The sequence below is a fragment of the Micromonospora sp. C28ISP2-4 genome (genome assembly GCF_030519385.1).
Taxonomy (GTDB): Bacteria; Actinomycetota; Actinomycetes; order Mycobacteriales; family Micromonosporaceae; genus Micromonospora; species Micromonospora tulbaghiae.
On record NZ_JAUMKG010000007.1, the window covers coordinates 380,172 to 401,769 of the forward strand.

Here is a 21,598-nt window from a genome sequence, read left to right on the forward strand (position 1 = left end):
CCTGAGCTGGGGGAATGTTCGCGCGACGGAAGTTGTCATACGTCGGGGCTAGAGTTGCCGAGGCGTCTTTTCTGCGCCCCGACAACCTGTGAAAACCACCCAGACCCGGCGTCTGGTGCACAGATCCGCCTCATATTCTTCTTCCGGGAGCACACGCACCGTGGCCGACCGACTGATCATCCGTGGCGCGCGCGAGCACAACCTGCGTGACGTCAGTCTCGACCTGCCCCGGGACGCCCTGATCGTCTTCACCGGGCTCTCCGGTTCGGGCAAGTCGAGCCTGGCGTTCGACACCATCTTCGCCGAGGGGCAGCGCCGCTACGTCGAGTCGCTGTCGTCGTACGCCCGGCAGTTCCTCGGCCAGATGGACAAGCCCGACGTCGACTTCATCGAGGGCCTCAGTCCCGCCGTCTCCATCGACCAGAAGTCGACCTCGCGCAACCCCCGCTCGACCGTCGGCACGATCACCGAGGTCTACGACTACCTCCGCCTGCTGTTCGCCCGCATCGGCGAGCCGCACTGCCCGATCTGCGGTGAGCGGATCTCCAAGCAGAGCCCGCAGCAGATCGTCGACCGGGTCCTGGCGATGGCCGAGGGCACCCGGTTCATGGTGCTCGCACCGGTGGTGCGCGGCCGCAAGGGCGAGTACGTCGACCTGTTCGCCGAACTCCAGGCCAAGGGCTACGCCCGCGCCCGGGTCGACGGCGTGGTGCACCCGCTGACCGAGCCGCCGAAGCTCAAGAAGCAGGAGAAGCACACCATCGAGGTGGTGATCGACCGGCTCAGCGTCAAGCCGAGCGCCAAGCAGCGGCTGACCGACTCGGTCGAGGCCGCGCTGGGCCTCTCCGGCGGCCTGGTGCTGCTCGACTTCGTCGACCTGCCGGAGGACGACCCGGCCCGGGAGCGCCGCTACTCCGAGCACCTGGCCTGCCCGAACGACCACCCGCTCGCCATCGAGGACCTGGAACCCCGGGTCTTCTCCTTCAACGCCCCCTACGGCGCCTGCCCGGAGTGCACCGGCCTCGGCACCAAGAAGGAGGTGGACCCCGAGCTGGTCATCCCCGACCCGGAGCGCACGCTGCGCGAGGGTGCCATCCAGCCCTGGGCCACCGGGCACAACCTCGAATACTTCCTGCGGCTGCTGGAGGCGCTCGGCGAGGCCGAGCACTTCGACATCGACACGCCGTGGCGGGCGCTGCCGTCGCGGGCGCAGAAGACGATCCTGCACGGCTCCGACGACCAGGTGCACGTGCGTTACCGCAACAAGTACGGCCGCGAGCGCTCCTACTACACCGGGTTCGAGGGCGTGGTGCAGTGGATCGAGCGGCGGCACACCGACACCGAGTCGGAGTGGTCCCGGGACAAGTACGAGGGCTACATGCGGGACGTGCCCTGCGCGGCCTGCGGCGGCACCCGGCTCAAGCCGGAGGTGCTCGCGGTCACCCTGGCCGGCAAGAGCATCGCCGAGGTCTGCAACCTCTCCGTCGGCGAGGCGGCCGACCTGCTCGCCGGCATCGAGCTGACCGACCGGCAGAAGATGATCGCCGAGCGGGTGCTCAAGGAGATCAACGCCCGGCTGAAGTTCCTGCTCGACGTCGGTCTGGACTACCTCTCGCTGGACCGCCCGGCCGGCACGCTCTCCGGCGGCGAGGCCCAGCGCATCCGGCTGGCCACCCAGATCGGCTCCGGCCTGGTCGGCGTGCTCTACGTGCTCGACGAGCCGTCGATCGGCCTGCACCAGCGCGACAACCACCGGCTCATCGAGACGCTGCTGCGGCTGCGCGGGCTGGGCAACACGCTGATCGTGGTCGAGCACGACGAGGACACCATCCGGGTGGCGGACTGGATCGTCGACATCGGCCCGGGCGCGGGCGAGCACGGCGGCGAGATCGTGCACAGCGGGTCGGTGCCGGCGCTGCTCGACAACCCCGAGTCGGTCACCGGGGCGTACCTGGCCGGGCGGAAGTCGATCCCGACGCCGGCCGCCCGCCGGCCGCAGACCCCGGGCCGCGAGCTGGTGGTGCACGGCGCCCGCGAGCACAACCTGCGCAACCTCACAGTGGGCTTCCCGCTGGGCCAGCTCATCGCGGTCACCGGCGTCAGCGGCTCGGGCAAGTCGACGCTCGTCAACGACATCCTCTACGCCGTGCTGGCGAACCAGATCAACGGCGCCCGGCTGGTGCCCGGCCGGCACACCCGGGTCACCGGCCTGGAGCACGTGGACAAGGTCGTCGGCGTGGACCAGTCGCCGATCGGGCGGACGCCGCGCTCCAACCCCGCCACGTACACCGGCGTCTGGGACCACGTCCGCAAGCTGTTCGCCGAGACCACCGAGGCCAAGGTCCGCGGGTACGGCCCGGGCCGGTTCTCGTTCAACGTCAAGGGCGGGCGCTGCGAGGCGTGCTCCGGCGACGGCACCATCAAGATCGAGATGAACTTCCTGCCGGACGTCTACGTCCCCTGCGAGGTGTGCAAGGGCGCGCGCTACAACCGCGAGACCCTTGAGGTGCACTACAAGGGCAGGACGGTCGCCGAGGTGCTGGACATGCCGATCGAGGAGGCGGCCGAGTTCTTCTCCGCCATCCCGGCCATCCACCGGCACCTCAAGACGCTCGTCGACGTCGGCCTCGGCTACGTCCGGCTCGGCCAGCCCGCGCCGACGTTGTCCGGCGGCGAGGCGCAGCGCGTCAAGCTCGCCTCCGAGCTGCAGAAGCGCTCCACCGGCCGCACCGTCTACGTGCTCGACGAGCCCACCACCGGCCTGCACTTCGAGGACATCCGCAAGCTGCTGATGGTGCTGGAGGGCCTGGTCGACAAGGGCAACACGGTCATCACCATCGAGCACAACCTCGACGTGATCAAGACGGCCGACTGGCTCATCGACATGGGCCCCGAGGGCGGCCACCGGGGCGGCACCGTCATCGCCACCGGCACGCCGGAGGAGGTCGCCGAGGTGCCGGACAGCCACACCGGGCAGTTCCTGCGGCCGATCCTCAAGCTCGACGGCGAGGCCAAGGGCGCCAAGGCGGCCACCACCCGGGCGGCCAAGGCCAACGGCAGCGCCAAGTCGCGGGCCCGCAAGGTCCCCGCCGGGGCGCGCTGACCCATCCGGTACGCGTTTTCGCAGGCCGGGCACCGAATGCCCGGCCTGTGACGCGTCAGTATGAACCGTGCCCCACGCTGGTGCGTGTTTCCGCAGTAAGCCGAGAGAAAGGCCGGACATGAGTGATGATCAGGCGCTGACCCGACCGGTCACCCAGAGCCGCCGTACCCTGCTCGCCGGAGCCGGAGCGATCGGCGCGGCCGTGGTGCTCGCGGGCTGCGGCAGCGACGACGACGCGTCCCCGGGGCTCGCCCCGACCAGCGGTGGCCCGCCCGGCGCCACCGCGACCGGCGACGCCGGCGGCGGCGACCGGGAGGGCGGCAGCGCGCTGGCGCGCACCTCGGACATCCCGGTGGGCGGCGGCGCCATCTTCGCCAGCCAGGGCGTGGTGATCACGCAGCCCGAGGCCGGCCAGTTCAAGGCGTTCGACCCGATCTGCACGCACCAGCGGTGCCCGGTGTCGAACGTCGACGGTGGCACGATCAACTGCACCTGCCACAACAGCCGGTTCTCGATCGTCGACGGCTCGGTGAAGGGCGGCCCGGCCACCAAGCCGCTCGCCGCGAAGGAGATCAAGGTCGACGGCGACCAGATCAGGCTGGCCTGATCCGTTCCGCGCCCCCGCCGGCCGGTGGTCGGCGGGGGCGCGGCTACGGTCGGGTGTCAGGGGTGCGGACTAGGCTTGACGCCGTGGCTGACCCCTCGACCTACCGTCCCGCGCCCGGCACCATCCCGGAGTCGCCAGGGGTCTATCGCTTCCGCGACGGCACCGGCCGGGTGATCTACGTCGGCAAGGCGCGAAACCTGCGCAGCCGGCTCAACTCCTACTTCGCCGACCCGGTCGGCCTGCACCAGCGCACCCGGCAGATGGTCTTCACCGCCGAGTCGGTCGACTGGATCACCGTCGCCACCGAGGTCGAGGCGCTCCAGCAGGAATACACCTGGATCAAGCAGTACGACCCCCGGTTCAACGTCCGCTACCGCGACGACAAGTCGTACCCCTATCTCGCGGTCACGCTCGACGAGGAATACCCCCGGTTGCAGGTGATGCGCGGGGTCAAGCGCAAGGGCGTCCGCTACTTCGGGCCCTACTCGCACGCCTGGGCGATCCGCGAGACGCTCGACCTGCTGCTGCGGGTCTTCCCGGCACGGACCTGCTCCTCCGGGGTGTTCAAGCGGGCCGGGCAGGTCGGCCGGCCCTGCCTGCTGGGCTACATCGGCAAGTGTTCCGCGCCGTGCGTCGGCAGCGTCACCGCCGAACAGCACCGGGAGATCGTCGACGGCTTCTGCGACTTCATGGCCGGCCGCACCGACACCATGGTCCGGCGGCTGGAGAAGGAGATGCTCGACGCCAGCGAACAGCTGGAGTTCGAGCGGGCCGCCCGCCTGCGCGACGACGTCGCGGCGCTGCGCCGGGCGATGGAGAAGCAGACGGTGGTGCTCGGCGACGGCACCGACGCCGACGTGGTCGCCTTCGCCGACGACCCGCTCGAAGCCGCCGTGCAGGTCTTCCACGTCCGCGGCGGCCGGGTGCGCGGCCAGCGCGGCTGGGTGGTGGAGAAGACCGAGGAGCTGACCACCGGCGACCTCGTGCACCACTTCTGCACCCAGGTGTACGGCGGCGAGCAGGGCGAGGCCGACGTGCCCCGCGAACTGCTCGTGCCCGAGCTGCCCGGCGACGCCGAGGCGCTCGCCGACTGGCTCACCGCCCGCCGGGGCAGCCGAGTGTCGCTGCGGGTGCCGCAGCGCGGCGACAAGCGGTCGCTGCTGGAGACCGTCGAGCGCAACGCCAAGGACGCGCTGGCCCGGCACAAGCTCAAGCGGGCCGGTGACCTGACCACCCGCAGCCAGGCGCTCGACGAGATCGCCGACGCGCTGGCCATGAGCACCTCGCCGCTGCGCATCGAGTGCTTCGACGTGTCCCAGATCCAGGGCACCGACGTGGTCGCCAGCATGGTCGTGTTCGAGGACGGGCTGCCCCGCAAGAGCGAATACCGCCGGTTCATCGTGCGCGGCGCCACCGACGACCTGTCGGCCATGTCCGAGGTGCTGCGTCGGCGCTTCGCCCGCTACCTCGACGCCCGCGCCGAGACCGGTGAGCTGGGCGAGGAGACCGCCTCCGACCCCGACCGGCCCGGCATCGACCCGACCACCGGGCGGCCGCGCAAGTTCGCGTACCCGCCGCAGCTCGTCGTGGTCGACGGCGGCCCGCCCCAGGTCGCGGCCGCCGCGAAGGCGCTCGCCGAGCTGGGCATCGACGACGTGGCGCTGTGCGGGCTGGCCAAGCGGCTGGAGGAGGTCTGGCTGCCCGACGACGAGTTCCCGGTGATCCTGCCGCGCACCTCCGAGGCGCTCTACCTGCTGCAACGCGTACGCGACGAGGCGCACCGCTTCGCCATCACGTTCCACCGCCAGCGGCGCTCGAAGCGGATGACCCAATCCGCGCTGGACAACGTCCCCGGCCTCGGCGAGGTACGCCGCAAGGCGCTGCTGCGGCACTTCGGCTCGCTGAAGCGGCTGTCGGCCGCCACGGTGGAGGAGATCACCGAGGTTCCCGGGGTGGGCAGGCGTACGGCCGAGGCGATCCTGGCCGCGCTGGACGGCTCCACCACCGACGCCGCCCCCCGTTCCTGACCCCTTCCACGCTTCTGCGCCCTTCCTGCCCACGCCCGTTGTCCGGCCCGCCGACAGGCACGAGTGGAGCACCGTGGGTGTCTCCGCCCGCTTTTGACACCCATGACGTTCCACCGGCGGTTCGGGTCCGCTGGGCGGAAGTGCCGTCCCGCCTCCTGAAAGGGTTTCCGCGGGTGGGTTGGCGTGGGTTGTGCCGCCACGCGAGGGCGGGCGACCTGTCCCCGCCCTAGCCCTAGCCCTCGCCCTCGCCCTGGCCCTGGCCCCCGCGATCTTGCACTTTGGGCCCATGAGATGCCCGTTTCGCGACGCTTGTCCGGCACCAAACTGCAAGATCGCGCGCGGCAGGGGGATCTTGTTGCTGGAGCCGGGATCGGGGAGCCTATACACCCGGGGGTTGGGTGGTTGGTGAGTTGTGTCCGGTTCGGTGTGGGGCGGGCTGTGGTCGGTGCCATCGTGAGCGCGGAATCGGGGGCGGGCGCGGGGCGTTGTACATGGCTGACCGCCCAGGCACCAGGGTCGAGCGCCCGCGCCCGGCACCCCTCGTGGCAGGTCAGGGAATCGGTCCGGCCCGGTCGTCGTTACATCCCCGAGCGACGGGCACCGCGGCCGTCCCCGGGAATGACCCCGGTCCGCACGTCGTTACATCCCCGAGCCGCGGAGCAGGCCCCCTCGGGTCGCCCGCGCGCCAGCCCTTTTCGACGGGCACCCCAAGACTTTCCCCCTCGCGTGGCATCCCCCGCCGCGCTTTTCCCCCACTTCAGGGAGGCAACCATCATGGCTACCACTCTGCTGCGCAAGACCGTTCTGACCGCTGCCGGTATCGCCGCCACCGCCGGAGGTATCGCCGGCCCCGCGATCGCCGCCCACGCCGCCCCCACCACCGGCACCACCACCGCCGTGGCGGATCGTAAGGGTCACGGTGAGCGGGAGCTGGACGTGCGCTACGAGGCCCAGCCCAACTTCTACTTCTGCGGCCCCGCCGCCGCCCGCAACGCCCTGTCCGTGCAGGGCAAGAACATCGACGTGCATGCCATGGCCGCCGAGATGGGCACCACCGAGGCCGGCACCAACAGCATCAACGACATCACCCCCGTGCTGAACAAGGAGACCGGCACCAAGGACGCCTACAAGTCCGTCGAGATCAGCACCCCCAAGGCCGACGACAAGCAGACCGACAAGCTCCGCGCCGACGTGGTGAAGACCGTCGACGCCGGCCGGGCCGTGGTCGCCAACATCGCCGGCACCGCCACCGACACCGACGGCACCACCCACTCCTTCGAAGGCGGCCACTACATCAGCGTCATCGGCTACCGCGACGACGGCCACACCGTCACCATCGCCGACAGCGCCGACCCCAACACCGCCACCTACCGCATGAGCATCGACAACCTCGCCGACTGGATCGCCACCCGCGGCTACAGCACCAGCTAAGAGCACCGACCGCCGCGCATATGGCTGCAAAGCAAGAACACCCAGCCAACAGCGAGACCACGCGGACCAGAGCACGACCACGCAGAGCACGAACGCGCGTGAACCAGAGCGAGGCCACAGCACGCCGGAAGGGCCCGACCCCACCACGGGGCCGGGCCCTTTCGCGCGCGTGCGTCAGGACTCGGCGAGGACGGCCAGGATCGCCTCGCCGTACTTGGCGAGCTTGTTCTCGCCGACCCCGTTGACCCGGGACAGCTCAGCCAGTGAGGCGGGCGGCTCGGCGGCGATCTGCCGCAGGGTCGCGTCGTGGAAGATGACGTACGCCGGGACGCCCTGTTCCTTGGCGGTGGCCGCGCGCCAAGCGCGGAGCCGCTCGAAGACGGGCGCGGCGGCGGGGGAGAGGTCGGCGACCACCGTGGCAGCGCCCCGCGGCTTGGCGGAGCGGCCGCCCGCCGGGCGTTCGGGCTCCTTGCGCAGGGTGACCGTACGGCGGCGCCCGAGCACGTCCGCGCTCGCGTCGGTCAGCGCCAGCGTGCCGTAGTCGCCCTCGACGGCGAGCAGCCCTTCGGCGAGGAGTTGCCGCACCACGCCCCGCCACTCGGCCTCGCGCAGCTCGGTGCCGATGCCGAAGGTGCTCAGCGCGTCGTGGCCGTACTGGTCGATCTTGTCGGTGTGCTTGCCGAGCAGGATGTCGATGCTGTGCCCGGCGCCGAACCGCTGGTTGCGTTCGCGGTCGAGCCGGTAGACGGTGGACAGCAGCTTCTGCGCGGCGACGGTGCCGTCCCAGGACTCCGGCGGTTCCAGGCAGGTGTCGCAGTTGCCGCAGTCGGCCACGTCGGTTTCGCCGAAGTATTCGAGCAGCTGCGCGCGGCGGCAGCGGACCGTCTCGCAGAGCGCCAGCATCGCGTCCAGGTGCGCGGCGAGGTTGCGCCGGTGCGCCAGGTCGCCCTCCGACGTCTCGATCATCTTGCGTTGCTGCACCACGTCCTGGAGCCCGTACGCCAGCCAGGCCGTGGACGGCAGCCCGTCCCGCCCGGCGCGACCGGTCTCCTGGTAGTAGCCCTCCACCGACTTCGGCAGGTCGAGGTGGGCGACGAAGCGGACGTCGGGCTTGTCGATGCCCATGCCGAACGCGATGGTGGCGACCATGACCAGGCCGTCCTCGCGCAGGAAGCGCTGCTGGTTGGCGGCGCGGGTCGAGGCGTCCAGCCCGGCGTGGTACGGCAGCGCGGGGATGCCGTTGGCGACCAGGAACTCGGCGGTCTTCTCCACCGAGGCCCGGGACAGGCAGTAGACGATGCCGGCGTCGCCCGGGTGCTCGTCGCGCAGCAGGCTCAGCAGCTGACGGCGCGGCTCCCGCTTGGGCACGATGCGGTACTGGATGTTGGGCCGGTCGAAGCTGGCCACGAAGTGCCGGGCCTCGGTGAGCCGCAGCCGGGTGGCGATCTCGGTGCGGGTCGCCCGGGTCGCGGTGGCGGTCAGCGCGATCCGCGGCACGTCCGGCCAGCGCTCGTGCAGCATCGACAGGTTGAGGTAGTCGGGGCGGAAGTCGTGCCCCCACTGCGAGACGCAGTGCGCCTCGTCAATCGCGAACAGCGCGATCCGGCCGCGTTCCAGCAGGCCCAGCGTGGAGCGCACGGCGAGCCCTTCCGGGGCGAGGTAGAGCAGGTCCAGCTCGCCGGCGAGGTAGGCGGCCTCGACCCGGCGCCGCTGCGCGGGATCCTGGGTCGAGTTGAGGAACCCGGCCCGGACACCGACCGCGGTGAGCGCGTCGACCTGGTCCTGCATGAGCGCGATGAGCGGCGAGACGACCACCGCCACGCCGTCGCGGACCAGCGCGGGGATCTGGTAACACAGCGACTTGCCGCCACCGGTGGGCATCAGCACCAGCGCGTCGCCGCCGGCCACCACGTGCTCGACGACCTCCTGCTGGAAGCCGCGGAAGGCGTCGTACCCGAAGACCCGGCGCAGCACGTCGAGCGCGTCGCCGGCCGGTGGGGAGGTGGTCCGCTCGTCGGTGGGGGAGACCATCCGCGCAGTCTACGAGCGTCCCCCGACACCGCCCGCCTCGGCGAGCCGTGACGAGGGCGGCGACATGTTCCGGTCGTCACCCCGTGGAATCCCCGGCCGGGTCGAAGCCGTTAGAGTCGCTGATTGACCATGCGCGGCCGACCGGCCGCGGCGCCACGGCTGGGGGTAGCGGGTGAGCGAGGCGCGTACAGCGGGTGACCTGGGGCCGACCGAGGCGGAGACGACGCCGGTGCGACCGGCGCCGGCCGAGTCGGAGACCTCCCTGGTGGTGGTGACCGGCCTGTCCGGCGGCGGGCGCAGCACCGTGGCGCGGGCGCTGGAGAACGTCGGCTACTACGTGGTCGACAATCTGCCGCAGGCGCTGCTGCTGGACATGGCCGAGCTGGCGTTCAAGGCCGGCGGCGCGGCCCGGCGTACGGCGATGGTGCTGGACGTGCGCTCGCGCGCGTTCTCCACCGATCTGGCCGGGGCGATCCGGGAGCTGCGTGAGCGTGGCTTCCAGCCCCGGGTGGTCTTCGTCGACGCGGACGACGAGGTGCTGATCCGCCGGTTCGAGAGCGTGCGCCGCTCGCACCCGTTGCAGGGCGACGGGCGGCTGGCCGACGGCATCGCGGTCGAGCGGGCGCTGCTGGAGGAGGCCCGCGAGCAGGCCGACGTGATCATCGACACCAGCCACCTGAACGTGAACCAGCTGCGCCGCCGGGTGGAGGAGCTGTTCGGCGGCGAGGACGCCCGCCGGCTGCGGATCACCGTGATCTCGTTCGGCTTCAAGTACGGCCTGCCGCCGGACGCCGACTTCGTGATGGACGCCCGGTTCCTGCCGAACCCGTACTGGGTGCCGGAGCTGCGCGAGCACACCGGCCGGGAGGAGGCGGTGAGCGCGTACGTGCTGGGCCAGGAGGGCGCCGACGCGTTCGTGGCCGGCTACGCCGACCTGGTCAACGCCACCACCGCCGGGTTCGAGCGGGAGGGCAAGCGCTACCTGACCGTGGCGGTCGGCTGCACCGGCGGCAAGCACCGCAGCGTGGCCATCGCCGAGGAGCTGGCCTCCCGGCTGCGCCACTCCGGCATCGCCGCCAACGCCCAGCACCGGGACCTGGGGCGGGAGTGACCCCGACCAGGGTGGTCGCCTTCGGCGGCGGGCACGGGCTCTCGGCGTCGCTGCGGGCGCTGCGCCACTGCGTACCCGAACTGGACCTGGACATCACCGCGGTGGTCACCGTCGGCGACGACGGCGGCTCCAGCGGCCGGCTGCGCGCCGAGCGCGGCGGCCTGCCGCCCGGCGACCTGCGGCAGGCGCTCGTCGCGCTGGCCGGCGACCATCCGGCCACCCGGCGCAGCGCGGCGTTGTTCCAGCACCGCTTCCCCGCAGCGGTGCCGCCGGCGCCGACGATCGCCGCGCCGGTCCCGGTCGCGGTCGGCGACTCGCTCGCCGGCCACGCGGTCGGCAATCTGCTGCTGCACGGCCTCACCGAGCTGCTCGGCGACCCGGTGGCCGCGCTCGACCACGCCGGGGCGATGCTCGGCGCGGTGGGGCGGGTGCTGCCGATGTCACGCCAGCCGGTGGGCATCGAGGCCCGGGTCCGCGGCGCCGACCCGGAGCACCCGGACGAGGTGTCCACGGTGCGCGGCCAGCACCAGGTCGCGGTCACCCCGGGCACCGTCGAGTCGCTGCGGCTCAACCCGTCCGCGCCGGCCGCGTGCGCCGAGGCGGTGACAGCGGTACGCGCCGCGGACTGGCTGATCTTCGGGCCGGGCAGCTGGTACACGAGCGTGCTGCCGCACCTGCTGGTGCCGGGCCTGGCCGACGCGATCGTGTCCAGCCCGGCGCGGCGGCTGGTGACGCTCAACCTGGTGGCCGAGAAGGAGACCTCGGGGCTCTCCCTGCCCGACCATCTGGACACACTGCGGCGCTATCTGCCCGAGCTGAAGGTGGACCGGGTGCTCGCCGACTCCACGGCGGTGGCTGACCCCGCGGCGGTCGAACGTGCGGCAGAATCGCTGGGTGCCCGGCTGGTTCTCGCTCCCGTCGCCGTCCTCGACGGCACGCCCCGTCATGATCCAGCCGCCCTGGGCGCCGCGCTGGTGCCTGTCCTGCGCGCCGATCGTTAGACACGTACGTAATCACCGGCGACACGCCGGAACCGGTCCGTGAGGGGGCGCACTATGGCGATGACGGCTGCGGTCAAGGACGAGCTGAGCCGGGTCGACGTGCCCAAGCCCTGCTGTCGCCGGGCGGAGATGGCCGCCCTGCTGCGTTTCGCCGGCGGCCTGCACATCGTGTCGGGGCGCGTCGTGGTCGAGGCGGAGCTGGACACCGGTGCGGTGGCCCGCCGGCTGCGGCGGGAGATCGCCGAGGTGTACGGCTACCCGAGCGAGATCCACGTGCTCGCCTCCGGCGGGCTGCGCAAGGGCAGCCACTTCATCGTGCGGGTGGTCAAGGACGGCGAGGCGCTCGCCCGGCAGACCGGCCTGCTCGACGTGCGGGGCCGCCCGGTGCGTGGCCTGCCGCCGCACGTGGTGGCCGCGAACGTCTGCTGTGCCGTGTCGGCCTGGCGGGGCGCGTTCATGGCGCACGGCTCGCTCACCGAGCCGGGCCGCTCCAGCGCGCTGGAGATCACCTGCCCCGGGCCGGAGTCGGCGCTGGCGCTCGTCGGCGCCGCCCGCCGCATCGGCATCACCGCCAAGAACCGCGAGGTGCGCGGCGTGGACCGGGTGGTGGTCAAGGACGGTGACGCGATCGCCGCGCTGCTCACCCGCATCGGCGCGCACTCCAGCGTGCTGGCCTGGGAGGAGCGCCGGGTACGCCGGGAGGTGCGCGCGACCGCGAACCGGCTGGCGAACTTCGACGACGCCAACCTGCGCCGCTCCGCCCGCGCCGCGGTGGCCGCCGCCGCCCGGGTGACCCGCGCGCTGGAGATCCTCGCCGACGACGCCCCGAACCACCTCACCTCGGCCGGGCGGCTGCGCCTGGAGCACCGTCAGGCCTCGCTGGAGGAGCTGGGCGCGCTCGCCGAGCCGCCGCTGACCAAGGACGCCATCGCCGGCCGGATCCGCCGGCTGCTCGCGCTGGCCGACAAGCGTGCCCGTGACCTGGGCATCCCGGATACGGAAGCGGCAGTCACGCCCGACATGCTCGTGGTCTGATAGGACTCGGGCGGCAGTGCACCGCGAGCGGGATCACCACCCGCCGCAGCGCGACGCCGCGCGCTCGGATATGGTCGCTGCGTACGGCAAGGGGGCCGGAACAGGCGCTCCTCGCCGTGCTCACCGCCTCGGGCGGTCAGGTCTCCGTGACCGCGGCGGGGTGGCCGAGAAGACATGTCGACGGCCGGCTCCAACGGTCGGCGCACACACCTCCGCCGGCCGCGGTCTGACGCCGGCGGACCAGAACGCGAGGAGATGGGACCTGTGACCATCCGGGTTGGCATCAACGGCTTCGGCCGGATCGGCCGCAACTTCTTCCGGGCAGTGCTGGCGTCCGGCGCTGACGTCGAGGTCGTGGCGGTCAACGACCTGACCGACAACGCGACGCTCGCCCACCTTGTCAAGTACGACAGCATCCTGGGCCGCCTCCCGCACGAGGTGAAGGCCACCGCCGACGAGATCACCGTGGGCGGCAAGACCATCAAGGCGTACGCCGAGAAGGACCCGGCGAAGCTGCCGTGGGGCGAGGTCGGTGCCGACGTGGTCATCGAGTCCACCGGCTTCTTCACCGACGCCACCAAGGCGAAGGCGCACCTCGACGGCGGGGCCAAGAAGGTCATCATCTCCGCTCCGGCGAAGAACGAGGACGTCACCGTGGTCATGGGCGTCAACCAGGACCAGTACGACCCGGCCAAGCACAACATCATCTCGAACGCCTCCTGCACCACCAACTGCCTCGCCCCGATGGCGAAGGTCCTGCAGGACACGTTCGGCATCAAGCAGGGTCTGATGACCACCATCCACGCGTACACGCAGGACCAGAACCTGCAGGACGCGCCGCACAAGGACCTGCGCCGGGCCCGGGCCGCCGCGCTCAACATCGTGCCGACCTCGACCGGCGCCGCGAAGGCCATCGGCCTGGTGCTGCCGGAGCTCAAGGGCAAGCTGGACGGCTACGCGCTGCGCGTGCCGATCCCGACCGGCTCGGCCACCGACCTGACCGTGGAGGTCGGCCGGGAGACCACTGTGGACGAGGTCAACGCCGCGCTCAAGGCCGCCGCCGAGGGCCCGCTGCGCGGCATCCTCACCTACAACGAGGACCCGATCGTCTCCGCCGACATCGTGACCGACCCGGCGTCGTGCATCTTCGACGCGCCGCTGACCAAGGTGATCGGCAACCAGGTCAAGGTCGTCGGCTGGTACGACAACGAGTGGGGCTACTCGAACCGCCTCGTGGACCTGGTCAAGCTGGTCGGCAAGTCCCTGTGAGTGCGAGGAGTGAGCTTGCGAGCCCCGCAGTCACGAACGGAGGGCTAGCTCTGTGACGATCCGTAACCTCGACGACCTGCTCGCCGAGGGGGTGTCGGGTCGGCGCGTGCTGGTACGCGCCGACCTGAACGTCCCGCTCGACAAGCAGAGCGGGGACATCACCGACGACGGCCGGATCCGGGCCGTGCTGCCGACGCTGAGCGCGCTGGTGCAGGCCGGCGCGAAGGTGGTCGTCTGCTCGCACCTGGGCCGCCCGAAGGGCGCGCCCGACCCGCAGTTCAGCCTCCGCCCGGTCGCCGGGCGGCTCGGCGAGCTGCTCGGCGCCCCGGTGCACTTCGCCGAGGACACCGTCGGCGACTCGGCGCGGTCCACGGTGGCAGGCCTGGCCGACGGCCAGGTCGCGCTGCTGGAGAACCTGCGCTTCAACGCCGGTGAGACCAGCAAGGACGACGCGGAGCGGGGCGCGTTCGCCGACCAGCTCGCCGCGCTCGGTGACGCCTACGTGGACGACGCGTTCGGCGCTGTGCACCGCAAGCACGCCAGCGTGCACGACGTACCGGCCCGGCTGCCGCACTTCGCGGGCCGGCTGGTGCTGCGCGAGGTCGAGGTGCTCAGCCGTCTCACCGGCGAGCCGGAGCGGCCGTACGTGGTGGTGCTGGGCGGCTCGAAGGTCTCCGACAAGCTCGCCGTGATCGAGGCGCTGCTGCCGACCGTCGACCGGCTGCTCATCGGCGGCGGTATGTGCTTCACCTTCCTCAATGCCCAGGGCCACGAGGTGGGCACGTCGCTGCTGGAGAAGGACATGGTCGAGACCTGCCGCAACCTGATGGAGCGCGCGCCGGGCAAGATCATGCTCCCGGTCGACGTGGTGGCCGCCGACGCGTTCGCGCCGGACGCCGCGCACGACACCGTGCCCGCCGACGGCATCCCGAGCCACCGGCTGGGCCTGGACATCGGTCCGGAGACGGTGGCCGGTTTCGCCGCCGCGCTGTCGCAGGCGAAGACCGTCTTCTGGAACGGCCCGATGGGTGTGTTCGAGATGGCGGCGTTCGCCAACGGCACCCGGGGCGTGGCCGAGGCGATCACCAAGGCCGACGCGTTCAGCGTGGTCGGCGGCGGCGACTCTGCCGCGGCGGTGCGCGCGCTGGGCCTGGACGAGTCCTCGTTCGGGCACATCTCCACCGGCGGTGGCGCCTCCCTGGAATACCTGGAGGGCAAGACCCTCCCCGGCATCGCGGCCCTGGAGAACTGAATGGCGAGCACGACCCGCCGGCCGCTGATGGCCGGCAACTGGAAGATGAACCTGAACCACCTCGAGGCCAACCTGCTGGTGCAGAAGCTGGCCGCGAGCCTGAACGAGAAGCAGCTCACCGACGTCGAGTGCGTGGTGCTGCCGCCCTTCACCGACCTGCGTACCGTGCAGACGGCTGTGGACGGCGACAAGCTGCTGATCGGCTACGGCGCGCAGGACCTGTCACCGCACCCGTCGGGCGCGTACACCGGTGACATCGCCGGTCCGATGCTCGCCAAGCTGGGCTGCGGTTACGTGGTGGTCGGCCACTCCGAGCGGCGGCAGTACCACCACGAGGACGACGCGCTGGTCAACGCGAAGGTGTCGGCGGCGCTGGCGAACGGGCTCACCCCGATCCTCTGCATCGGCGAGGGCCTGGAGGTCCGGGAGCAGTCGGGTCAGGTGCGGCACTGCTGCGACCAGCTCGACGGCGCGCTGAAGGGGCTCACCGCCGAGCAGGTCACCAAGGTCGTCGTGGCGTACGAGCCGGTCTGGGCGATCGGCACCGGCAAGACGGCGACTCCGGACGACGCCCAGGAGGTCTGCGGCGCGGTGCGCAAGCGCATCGCCGAGACCTACGACGAGGGCACCGCCGAGCAGGTCCGGATCCTGTACGGCGGGTCGGTCAAGGCGTCGAACGTCGCCGCGATCATGGCGCAGCCGGACGTGGACGGGGCCCTGGTCGGGGGCGCCAGCCTGGACGCGGAGGAGTTCGCGCAGATCTGCCGGTTCCCGGAGCACATCGCCCGCTGATCGCTCGCTATCCTTGACGCTGCCCGTCCACCGGTCGGTGCCGCCGTGCCCGACAGGTCCGGGCAGTGATCGCAACGAGAGGACTGACCCCCGCCATGCCGATCTGGTTCGCCTACACGATGATCGTGTTGCTGGTCATCACGAGCGTCCTGCTCACCCTGCTGATCCTCCTGCACCGCGGTAAGGGCGGCGGGTTGTCGAGCATGTTCGGCGGCGGCGTCAGCTCCAGCCTGGCCGGTTCGTCGGTGGCCGAGAAGAACCTCGACCGCTACACCGTTCTGGTGGGAATCGTCTGGTTCGCGTGCATCGTCGGGCTCGGGCTCTGGCTGCGGCTGCAGATGGCCAGCGGCACCTGAGTCGGCGCTGAGAAGCGTACAATCTGCGCGCGGTCCGTCACGGACCGCGCGCAGTTTTGTTTCTCCGCGCGTCGCCCGTCGCCCACCCCCTCCGGCGGCGGTCCCCTCCGACGACAGGGAGCGAGCAACCGTGCCCAGCAACAACGTCATCCGCGGCACCCGGGTCGGGTCCGCCCCCGAACGGTTCGACCAGCGGGTCGAGCCCGCGCCGCGCCGACCGGTCGTCTACTGGTGCCGCCACGGGCACCGGGTCGAGTTCCTGATCGCGGCCGAGGCGGAGACGCCCGCCGCCTGGGAGTGCCCCCGCTGCGGCGAGCCGGCCGGCCCCGACCCCGGCGACCCGCCGGGCCGCCAGCGCGCCGAGCCGTACAAGACCCACCTGGCGTACGTGCAGGAGCGGCGCACGCCGGAGGAGGGTGAGGCGCTGCTCGCCGAGGCCCTGGACGCGCTGCGCCGACGTCGCGGCCGCGCCTGAGCCGAGAGGTGTTAAGAAGGGGCCCCTTCTCTACCGGAGACGTTAAGAAGGGGCCCTTCCTTACACCTCAGCGGAGGCTGCGCAGGCGCGGCGGCACGTTCGCCGCGGCGGCCCGGTCGAGCAGCCAGAGGGTACGGGAGACGCCCCGCACCCCGGCGGCCGGCAGCTGCACCGGCCCGGCCCCGGCCAGCGCCATGCCCACCGCCCGGGCCTTGTCCGCGCCGGCGGCGATCAGCCACACCTCTTCGGCCGTGTTGATCGTCGGCAGGGTCAGCGTGGTCCGCACCGGCGGCGGCTTGGGGCTGCCCCGCACCGCGCTGACCGGCCGGTTGTCGTGGTGCACCGGGTGCTCCGGGAACACCGACGCCACGTGCCCGTCCTCGCCGACGCCGAGCATCAGCACGTCGAAGTGCGGCACCACCGCGTTCCCGGGCCGCGCGGCGGCGGCCAGCTCCCGCGCGTACCCGGCGGCAGCCGCCTCCGGGTCGTCACCGGCGGGGCCGTCCGAGGCCGGCATCGGGTGCACCCGGGCCGGGTCGAGCGGCACCGTGTCCAGCAGCGCCGCCCGGGCCTGCGTCTCGTTGCGCTCCGGGTCGCCGGCGGGCAGGAACCGCTCGTCACCCCACCACACGTCGACCCGGGACCAGTCGACCGCGTCCCGGGCGGGCAGCTGCCCGACCGCCCGGTACACCGCCGCGGCGATCCGCCCGCCGGTCAGCACCACCGACGCCTGGCCGCGCTCGGCCTGCGCGTCGAGCAGCTTCACCACCAGCCGGGCCGCCACCGCCTGCGCCAGCAGGTCGGGGTCGGCGTGTACGGCGACACTCGCCTCAGTCATCCGTCGTGCCCTCGTGTTCCGACCGCCCACCGGCGGTCACCTGTGCCTCCGACCGCCCGGTCCGGGCGGTCACTCGTTCGCGGTCGCGCCCGCGTGCGCGGTCACGCCGGCCTCGGCCCGCTGGGCGGTCGCCGGATCCTTCCACACGTGCACCCGCTGGGCCGGACGCTGGTCGAGCCCGGTGATCCCGGCCGCGGCGCCGAGGGCCTCCGCGTACACCTGGTCGGCGTCGAGGCGGCGCAACTCCTCGGCCAGCTCGTCACCGAGCGGCCGGCGCACCAGTGGCAGCGTGCGGTCCTCCTGCCCGGTACGCCGGAACACCGCGATGCTGTCGTCGCGGGTGAGCGTCAGCTCGTCGCCGTTGGCGCAACGCAACTGCACCTGGCGCATCCGGGGGAACTCGTCGGTGGCGGTCAGGACCGGGTCGATGCCGAGCCGGGCCTTGAGCCAGCCGCGCATCAGCGCCGCCGTCGGGTCCGACGGGGGAGCCACCACGCTCGCCTCGGTGACCCGGGCCTGGGTGGTGTCGAACGCGCCCGCCACGAGGGTGCGCCACGGGGTGATCCGGGTCCACGCCAGGTCGGTGTCGCCGGGGGCGTAGTCGTGGGCCCGCTGCCGCAGCGCGGCGATCGGGTCGGCGGCCTGCGCCGAGTCGGTGATCCGCCGGTCCGCGACCACGCCGAGGAAGTCGGTGGAGATCTCCGCCGGCGGCTCGCCGTGCCACCACGTCACCACCGGTACGTCCGGCACCAGCAGCGGCATCACCACCGACTCGGCGTGCAGCGCGAGCCGCCCGTACATCCGGGTCACCACCGCCTCGCAGGGGCCGAGCCGGCCACCCACGACGATCTCCGCGTCCAGCCGGTTGCGGTCGCGTTCCACGTCGGAGCGGACCACCACGAGCAGCCGGCACGGATGTGCCGCCGCGGCGATGGTGGCCGCCGCCTCGGCCTCGCGTACCCGCTTCTCGTCCACCACTACGATCAGCGTGAGCGCCATGCCGCTGGCCACCCCGCCCGCGCTGCGCCGTTCCGCGGCCAGCGCCTTGACCACCTCGTTGCCGGTGGTGTCCCACAGCCCGATCATGCTCTTCTCCAAGCCCGGCCCTCGCGGGCCAGCATCTCGTCGGCGGCCCGGGGCCCCCACTCACCGGCCCGGTACGGCTCCGGGGTCGTGCCCTCCCAGGCGTGCTCCAGCGGGTCGACGACCTGCCAGCTCTGCTCCACCTCGGCGGCGTCCGGGAACAGCGTCCGGTCGCCGATCAGCACGTCCAGCACCAGCCGCTCGTACGCCTCGGGGCTGGACTCGGTGAACGCCTCGCCGTACTGGAAGTCCATCGCGATGTCGCGGACCTCCATCGTGGTGCCCGGCACCTTGGAGCCGAACTTCAGCACCACGCCCTCGTCCGGCTGCACCCGGATGACGAGCTGGTTGGGGCCGAGGGACTCCATGTCGGCGGCGTTGAACGGCAGGTGCGGCGCCTTCTTGAACATGATGGCCACCTCGGTGACCCGCCGGGGCAGCCGCTTGCCGGCCCGGATGTAGAACGGCACCCCGGCCCAGCGGCGGTTCTGGATGCCCAGCTTCACCGCCACGTACGTCTCGGTGGTGGAGCCCTCCGGGACGCCCTCCTCCTCCAGGTAGCCCTTGGCGCGCTCGCCGCCCACCCAGCCGGGCAGGTACTGGCCGCGCACGGTGTCCTCGGTGACGTCCCGCGGCACGGTGATCGCCTTCAGCACCTTGAGCTTCTCGGCCCGGATCTCGTCGGCGTCGAAGCTCGTCGGCTCCTCCATCGCGACCAGGGCGAGCAGCTGGAGCAGGTGGTTCTGGAGAACGTCGCGGGCGGTGCCGACGGAGTCGTAGAACGCCGCGCGGGTGCCGATGCCGACGTCCTCGGCCATGGTGATCTGCACCGAGTCGACGTACTTGGAGTTCCACAGCGGCTCGAACAGGTTGTTCGCGAAGCGCAGCGCCAGGATGTTCTGGACCGTCTCCTTGCCCAGGTAGTGGTCGATCCGGAACACGTCCTGGCGGGTGAAGACGTCGTCGACCAGGTCGTTGAGCGCCTTGGCCGAGGGCAGGTCGTTGCCGAACGGCTTCTCCACCACCACGCGGCGCCAGCCGCCGGACTTGGCGTTGTCCGCCATGCCGGTGCGGGCGAGCTGCTTGAGCACCACCGGGAACGCGGCCGGGGGGATGGAGAAGTAGAAGGCGGCGTTACCAGGGATGCCGTGCGAGTCGCGCAGCTCGTCGAGTGTGGCGGCGAGCTGGTCGAACGCCGCGTCGTCGTCGAACGAGCCGCCGACGAACTTGATGTTGCCGGCGAGCCGGGCCCACACCTCCTCCCGCCACGGGGTGCGGGCGTGCTTCTTGGCCGCGTCGTGCGCCACCGACTCGAAGTCGCCGTCGCCCCAGTCCCGGCGCGCGAAGCCCAGCACCACGAAGCCGGGCGGCAGGAGCCCCCGGTTGGCCAGGTCGTAGACCGCCGGCAGCAGCTTCTTGCGGGCCAGGTCGCCCGTCACCCCGAAGATCACCAGGGCACACGGCTCGGGGATCCGGGGCAGCCGCCGGTCCTGCGGGTCGCGCAGCGGGTTCACCGGGCCACCTCCTCCTGCGTCTCGGTCCGCTGATTCCAGGTCGTTGATCGTCACGTGCGTGTCCGTCCGGCCGTGTCCAGGAGCTGGGCGACACCCGCCGCCCGCTCGGTCAGGTGCAGTCGCAGCACCGGTCGCTCCCGGCGGGCCAGGGCCCGCCGGTCGCCGGCGGCCTGGGCCGCCTGGAGCTGCGCGAAGGTGTACGGACGGCCGGGCACCGCCAGATCATCGGTGACCGCACCGGTGATCTGGAGGTGCCGGCCGTGCGGGTCGGTGTGTTGCGGCCGGTGCGGTCCCCAGCCGAAGGTGACCGGCCGTCCGGCGGCCCGCGCCAGCAGCTGGCGCAGCCCGGCGACCGCCGCGTCGGCGTGCCGGTCGAGGTACGCGGTCACCACGAGGTGCTCCCGTTCGCCCAGCCCGTCGAGCAGCCGGCGCAGCGCGCCGGTCAGGTCGGCCGGGGCGTCGCTCGGGGCGTACACCTCGATCGCGCCCTCGACCGACGACGGCGGCCCGCTCTCCGGCTCGTCGTCGACCGGCGCGGCGGCGGGCGCCGCGAACGGGTCGGTCCGCAGCGTCACCGCGGCGGTCGCGGCGGCGTAGGCCCAGGTGAGCAGGTGTGCGCCGAGCGGGCCGTTGACCGCGACGTCGGCGGCCACGCCCGGTCCGACACCGGCGCCGAGGGCGCCGCCGAGACCGACAGTCAGCACGCCCGGCCCGGTGGCGCCGGGGGAGTCGGGGGACTCCGCCACCACCGGCAGCAGCCGTCCAGCGGTGGCGTCGGCGAGCAGCGCGCCGGCCCAGCGGCCCAGGCCGTCGAGGCCGGTGCCGTCGGGGACCAGCGCGATCGTGTCCCGGCCCTCGCCGGGCGCCGCGCCCAGGGCCGCGCCGAGCGCCAGGGCCGGGTTGTCCCGGTCCCGGTCGAGCGCGCCGGTGAGCGCCTCGGCCTCGTCCAGCACCTCCGCCACCGGCGCGCCGGCCAGTGCCGCCGGGACCAGGCCGAACGCGGTGAGCGCGGCCCACGGCCCGGACGCGCCGGGCTCGGCCGGGATCACCACCGCGCCCAGCTCGTCGGCGCGCGCCGCGAGTTCCGAGCCGGGTTCGGTGACCACCACGACGTGCCGGGCGGCGTCCGGGCCCTCGTCCGCCCACGCCTGCCGGTAGGCCCGCAGGTGGGCGTCGGTGGTCCGGTCGAGGCCGCGCCGGGCGGCGAGCACCAGGAGGGTACGCGCCGGGCGGTCGCCGCCGAGCGCGGCCCGAACCGGCCCCGGATCGGCGGTGTCGAGCACCGTCACCGGCCGGCCCAGGCACTCGGCGACCACCTCGGCGGCGAGCGTGTCGCCGCGGTCGCCGGCCAGCACCACGTGGTCCAGGTCGTCCAGCTCGGCGGCCAGTTCGGCGAGCTGGGGGAGCAGGTCACGGCTGTGCCGGTGGGCGTGCAGCCAGCCCAGCCGGGCGAGGGCCGCCGGCTCGGCGGCGGGCCCCCAGAGGGCCGGGTCGGCGGCGGCGAGCCGGGCCGGGACGTCGTGGGAGACGAGCGTGGCGCGTGCGGCCGCGCCGACCGCGTCCGCGCCGCGCACAGCCAGACCGGCGGCCATGTCCGCCCGCCCGGCCAGCAGGTCACTCACGGCGCCACCTGCTCCTCGCGCTCACGGCGCCACCTCGGCTCGCTCAAGGCA

At 72.6% G+C, this 21,598-nt stretch carries 17 protein-coding genes; 12 read left to right on the forward strand and 5 right to left on the reverse strand.

Annotated features, from left to right (window positions below):
- Positions 1 to 160: 160 nt before the first annotated feature.
- The 4 genes from uvrA (at position 161) to Q3W68_RS25265 (ending at position 7,168) form a co-directional block, all read left to right on the forward strand.
- A complete protein-coding gene (uvrA, locus tag Q3W68_RS25250) occupies positions 161 to 3,103 on the forward strand; it encodes an excinuclease ABC subunit UvrA (protein WP_302907816.1) in 2,943 nt (980 codons plus the stop codon).
- A 118-nt stretch (positions 3,104 to 3,221) separates the two neighbouring features.
- The gene (locus Q3W68_RS25255; protein WP_302907817.1) at positions 3,222 to 3,710 is read left to right on the forward strand and encodes a Rieske (2Fe-2S) protein; all 489 of its coding nucleotides are present in this window, start codon (positions 3,222 to 3,224) and stop codon (positions 3,708 to 3,710) included.
- Between the two features lie 83 nt (positions 3,711 to 3,793).
- Complete coding sequence (uvrC, locus tag Q3W68_RS25260) at positions 3,794 to 5,737, forward strand: excinuclease ABC subunit UvrC (RefSeq protein ID WP_302907818.1); 1,944 nt, start codon at positions 3,794 to 3,796, stop codon at positions 5,735 to 5,737.
- 774 nt (positions 5,738 to 6,511) lie between these two features.
- Complete coding sequence (locus tag Q3W68_RS25265) at positions 6,512 to 7,168, forward strand: C39 family peptidase (protein WP_302907007.1); 657 nt, start codon at positions 6,512 to 6,514, stop codon at positions 7,166 to 7,168.
- 174 nt (positions 7,169 to 7,342) lie between these two features.
- On the opposite strand, the gene recQ is transcribed toward Q3W68_RS25265, so the two are convergent.
- Entirely contained in the window at positions 7,343 to 9,199 is a 1,857-nt protein-coding gene (recQ, locus tag Q3W68_RS25270; RefSeq protein WP_302907819.1) for a DNA helicase RecQ, read from the reverse strand.
- A 229-nt stretch (positions 9,200 to 9,428) separates the two neighbouring features.
- On the opposite strand from recQ, the gene rapZ reads away from it, so the two are divergent.
- From rapZ to Q3W68_RS25310, 8 genes are all read left to right on the forward strand, one after another.
- Complete coding sequence (gene rapZ / locus Q3W68_RS25275) at positions 9,429 to 10,310, forward strand: RNase adapter RapZ (RefSeq protein WP_120573677.1); 882 nt, start codon at positions 9,429 to 9,431, stop codon at positions 10,308 to 10,310.
- Positions 10,307 to 11,311: a uridine diphosphate-N-acetylglucosamine-binding protein YvcK gene (gene yvcK / locus Q3W68_RS25280; RefSeq protein ID WP_302907820.1), complete on the forward strand. Its 1,005-nt coding sequence runs from the start codon at positions 10,307 to 10,309 to the stop codon at positions 11,309 to 11,311. Before rapZ ends, yvcK begins: the two co-directional genes overlap by 4 nt.
- Before the next feature lie 54 nt (positions 11,312 to 11,365).
- Entirely contained in the window at positions 11,366 to 12,346 is a 981-nt protein-coding gene (gene whiA / locus Q3W68_RS25285; protein WP_018788213.1) for a DNA-binding protein WhiA, read from the forward strand.
- A 264-nt stretch (positions 12,347 to 12,610) separates the two neighbouring features.
- The gene (gap, locus tag Q3W68_RS25290; RefSeq protein ID WP_302907821.1) at positions 12,611 to 13,615 is read left to right on the forward strand and encodes a type I glyceraldehyde-3-phosphate dehydrogenase; all 1,005 of its coding nucleotides are present in this window, start codon (positions 12,611 to 12,613) and stop codon (positions 13,613 to 13,615) included.
- Between the two features lie 52 nt (positions 13,616 to 13,667).
- A complete protein-coding gene (pgk, locus tag Q3W68_RS25295; protein ID WP_302907822.1) occupies positions 13,668 to 14,867 on the forward strand; it encodes a phosphoglycerate kinase in 1,200 nt (399 codons plus the stop codon).
- On the forward strand, positions 14,868 to 15,659 hold the full coding sequence (gene tpiA / locus Q3W68_RS25300; protein ID WP_120568920.1) for a triose-phosphate isomerase: 792 nt from the start codon (positions 14,868 to 14,870) through the stop codon (positions 15,657 to 15,659). It abuts the gene before it with no gap.
- 95 nt (positions 15,660 to 15,754) lie between these two features.
- Positions 15,755 to 16,015 carry a preprotein translocase subunit SecG gene (gene secG / locus Q3W68_RS25305; RefSeq protein ID WP_013287463.1) on the forward strand — a complete coding sequence of 87 codons (261 nt, stop codon included), beginning with the start codon at positions 15,755 to 15,757 and terminating at the stop codon, positions 16,013 to 16,015.
- Positions 16,016 to 16,145: 130 nt separating this feature from the next.
- The gene (locus Q3W68_RS25310; protein ID WP_073831415.1) at positions 16,146 to 16,490 is read left to right on the forward strand and encodes an RNA polymerase-binding protein RbpA; all 345 of its coding nucleotides are present in this window, start codon (positions 16,146 to 16,148) and stop codon (positions 16,488 to 16,490) included.
- Between the two features lie 67 nt (positions 16,491 to 16,557).
- On the opposite strand, the gene pgl is transcribed toward Q3W68_RS25310, so the two are convergent.
- The 4 genes from pgl to Q3W68_RS25330 form a co-directional block, all read right to left on the reverse strand.
- Positions 16,558 to 17,328, reverse strand: a complete 771-nt coding sequence (gene pgl / locus Q3W68_RS25315; protein ID WP_302907823.1) for a 6-phosphogluconolactonase — start codon at positions 17,326 to 17,328, stop codon at positions 16,558 to 16,560.
- A 69-nt stretch (positions 17,329 to 17,397) separates the two neighbouring features.
- Positions 17,398 to 18,414, reverse strand: a complete 1,017-nt coding sequence (locus Q3W68_RS25320) for a glucose-6-phosphate dehydrogenase assembly protein OpcA (RefSeq protein WP_091331179.1) — start codon at positions 18,412 to 18,414, stop codon at positions 17,398 to 17,400.
- Positions 18,411 to 19,925 (reverse strand): glucose-6-phosphate dehydrogenase, encoded by a 1,515-nt coding sequence (zwf, locus tag Q3W68_RS25325; protein ID WP_302907824.1) that lies wholly within the window; start codon positions 19,923 to 19,925, stop codon positions 18,411 to 18,413. Before zwf ends, Q3W68_RS25320 begins: the two co-directional genes overlap by 4 nt.
- 50 nt (positions 19,926 to 19,975) lie before the next feature.
- Positions 19,976 to 21,547: a glucose-6-phosphate isomerase gene (locus Q3W68_RS25330; RefSeq protein ID WP_302907825.1), complete on the reverse strand. Its 1,572-nt coding sequence runs from the start codon at positions 21,545 to 21,547 to the stop codon at positions 19,976 to 19,978.
- Positions 21,548 to 21,598: the final 51 nt, after the last annotated feature.

What these genes read in the sequence shown, in the direction of transcription:
- whiA (WP_018788213.1), top strand. Translation starts at nt 11,366, where the DNA reads ATGGCGATGACGGCTGCGGTCAAGGACGAGCTGAGCCGGGTCGACGTG.
- Q3W68_RS25255 (WP_302907817.1), top strand. Translation starts at nt 3,222, where the DNA reads ATGAGTGATGATCAGGCGCTGACCCGACCGGTCACCCAGAGCCGCCGT.
- Q3W68_RS25265 (WP_302907007.1), top strand. Translation starts at nt 6,512, where the DNA reads ATGGCTACCACTCTGCTGCGCAAGACCGTTCTGACCGCTGCCGGTATC.
- pgl (WP_302907823.1), bottom strand. Translation starts at nt 17,328, where the DNA reads ATGACTGAGGCGAGTGTCGCCGTACACGCCGACCCCGACCTGCTGGCG.
- recQ (WP_302907819.1), bottom strand. Translation starts at nt 9,199, where the DNA reads ATGGTCTCCCCCACCGACGAGCGGACCACCTCCCCACCGGCCGGCGAC.
- secG (WP_013287463.1), top strand. Translation starts at nt 15,755, where the DNA reads ATGCCGATCTGGTTCGCCTACACGATGATCGTGTTGCTGGTCATCACG.
- tpiA (WP_120568920.1), top strand. Translation starts at nt 14,868, where the DNA reads ATGGCGAGCACGACCCGCCGGCCGCTGATGGCCGGCAACTGGAAGATG.
- Q3W68_RS25320 (WP_091331179.1), bottom strand. Translation starts at nt 18,414, where the DNA reads ATGATCGGGCTGTGGGACACCACCGGCAACGAGGTGGTCAAGGCGCTG.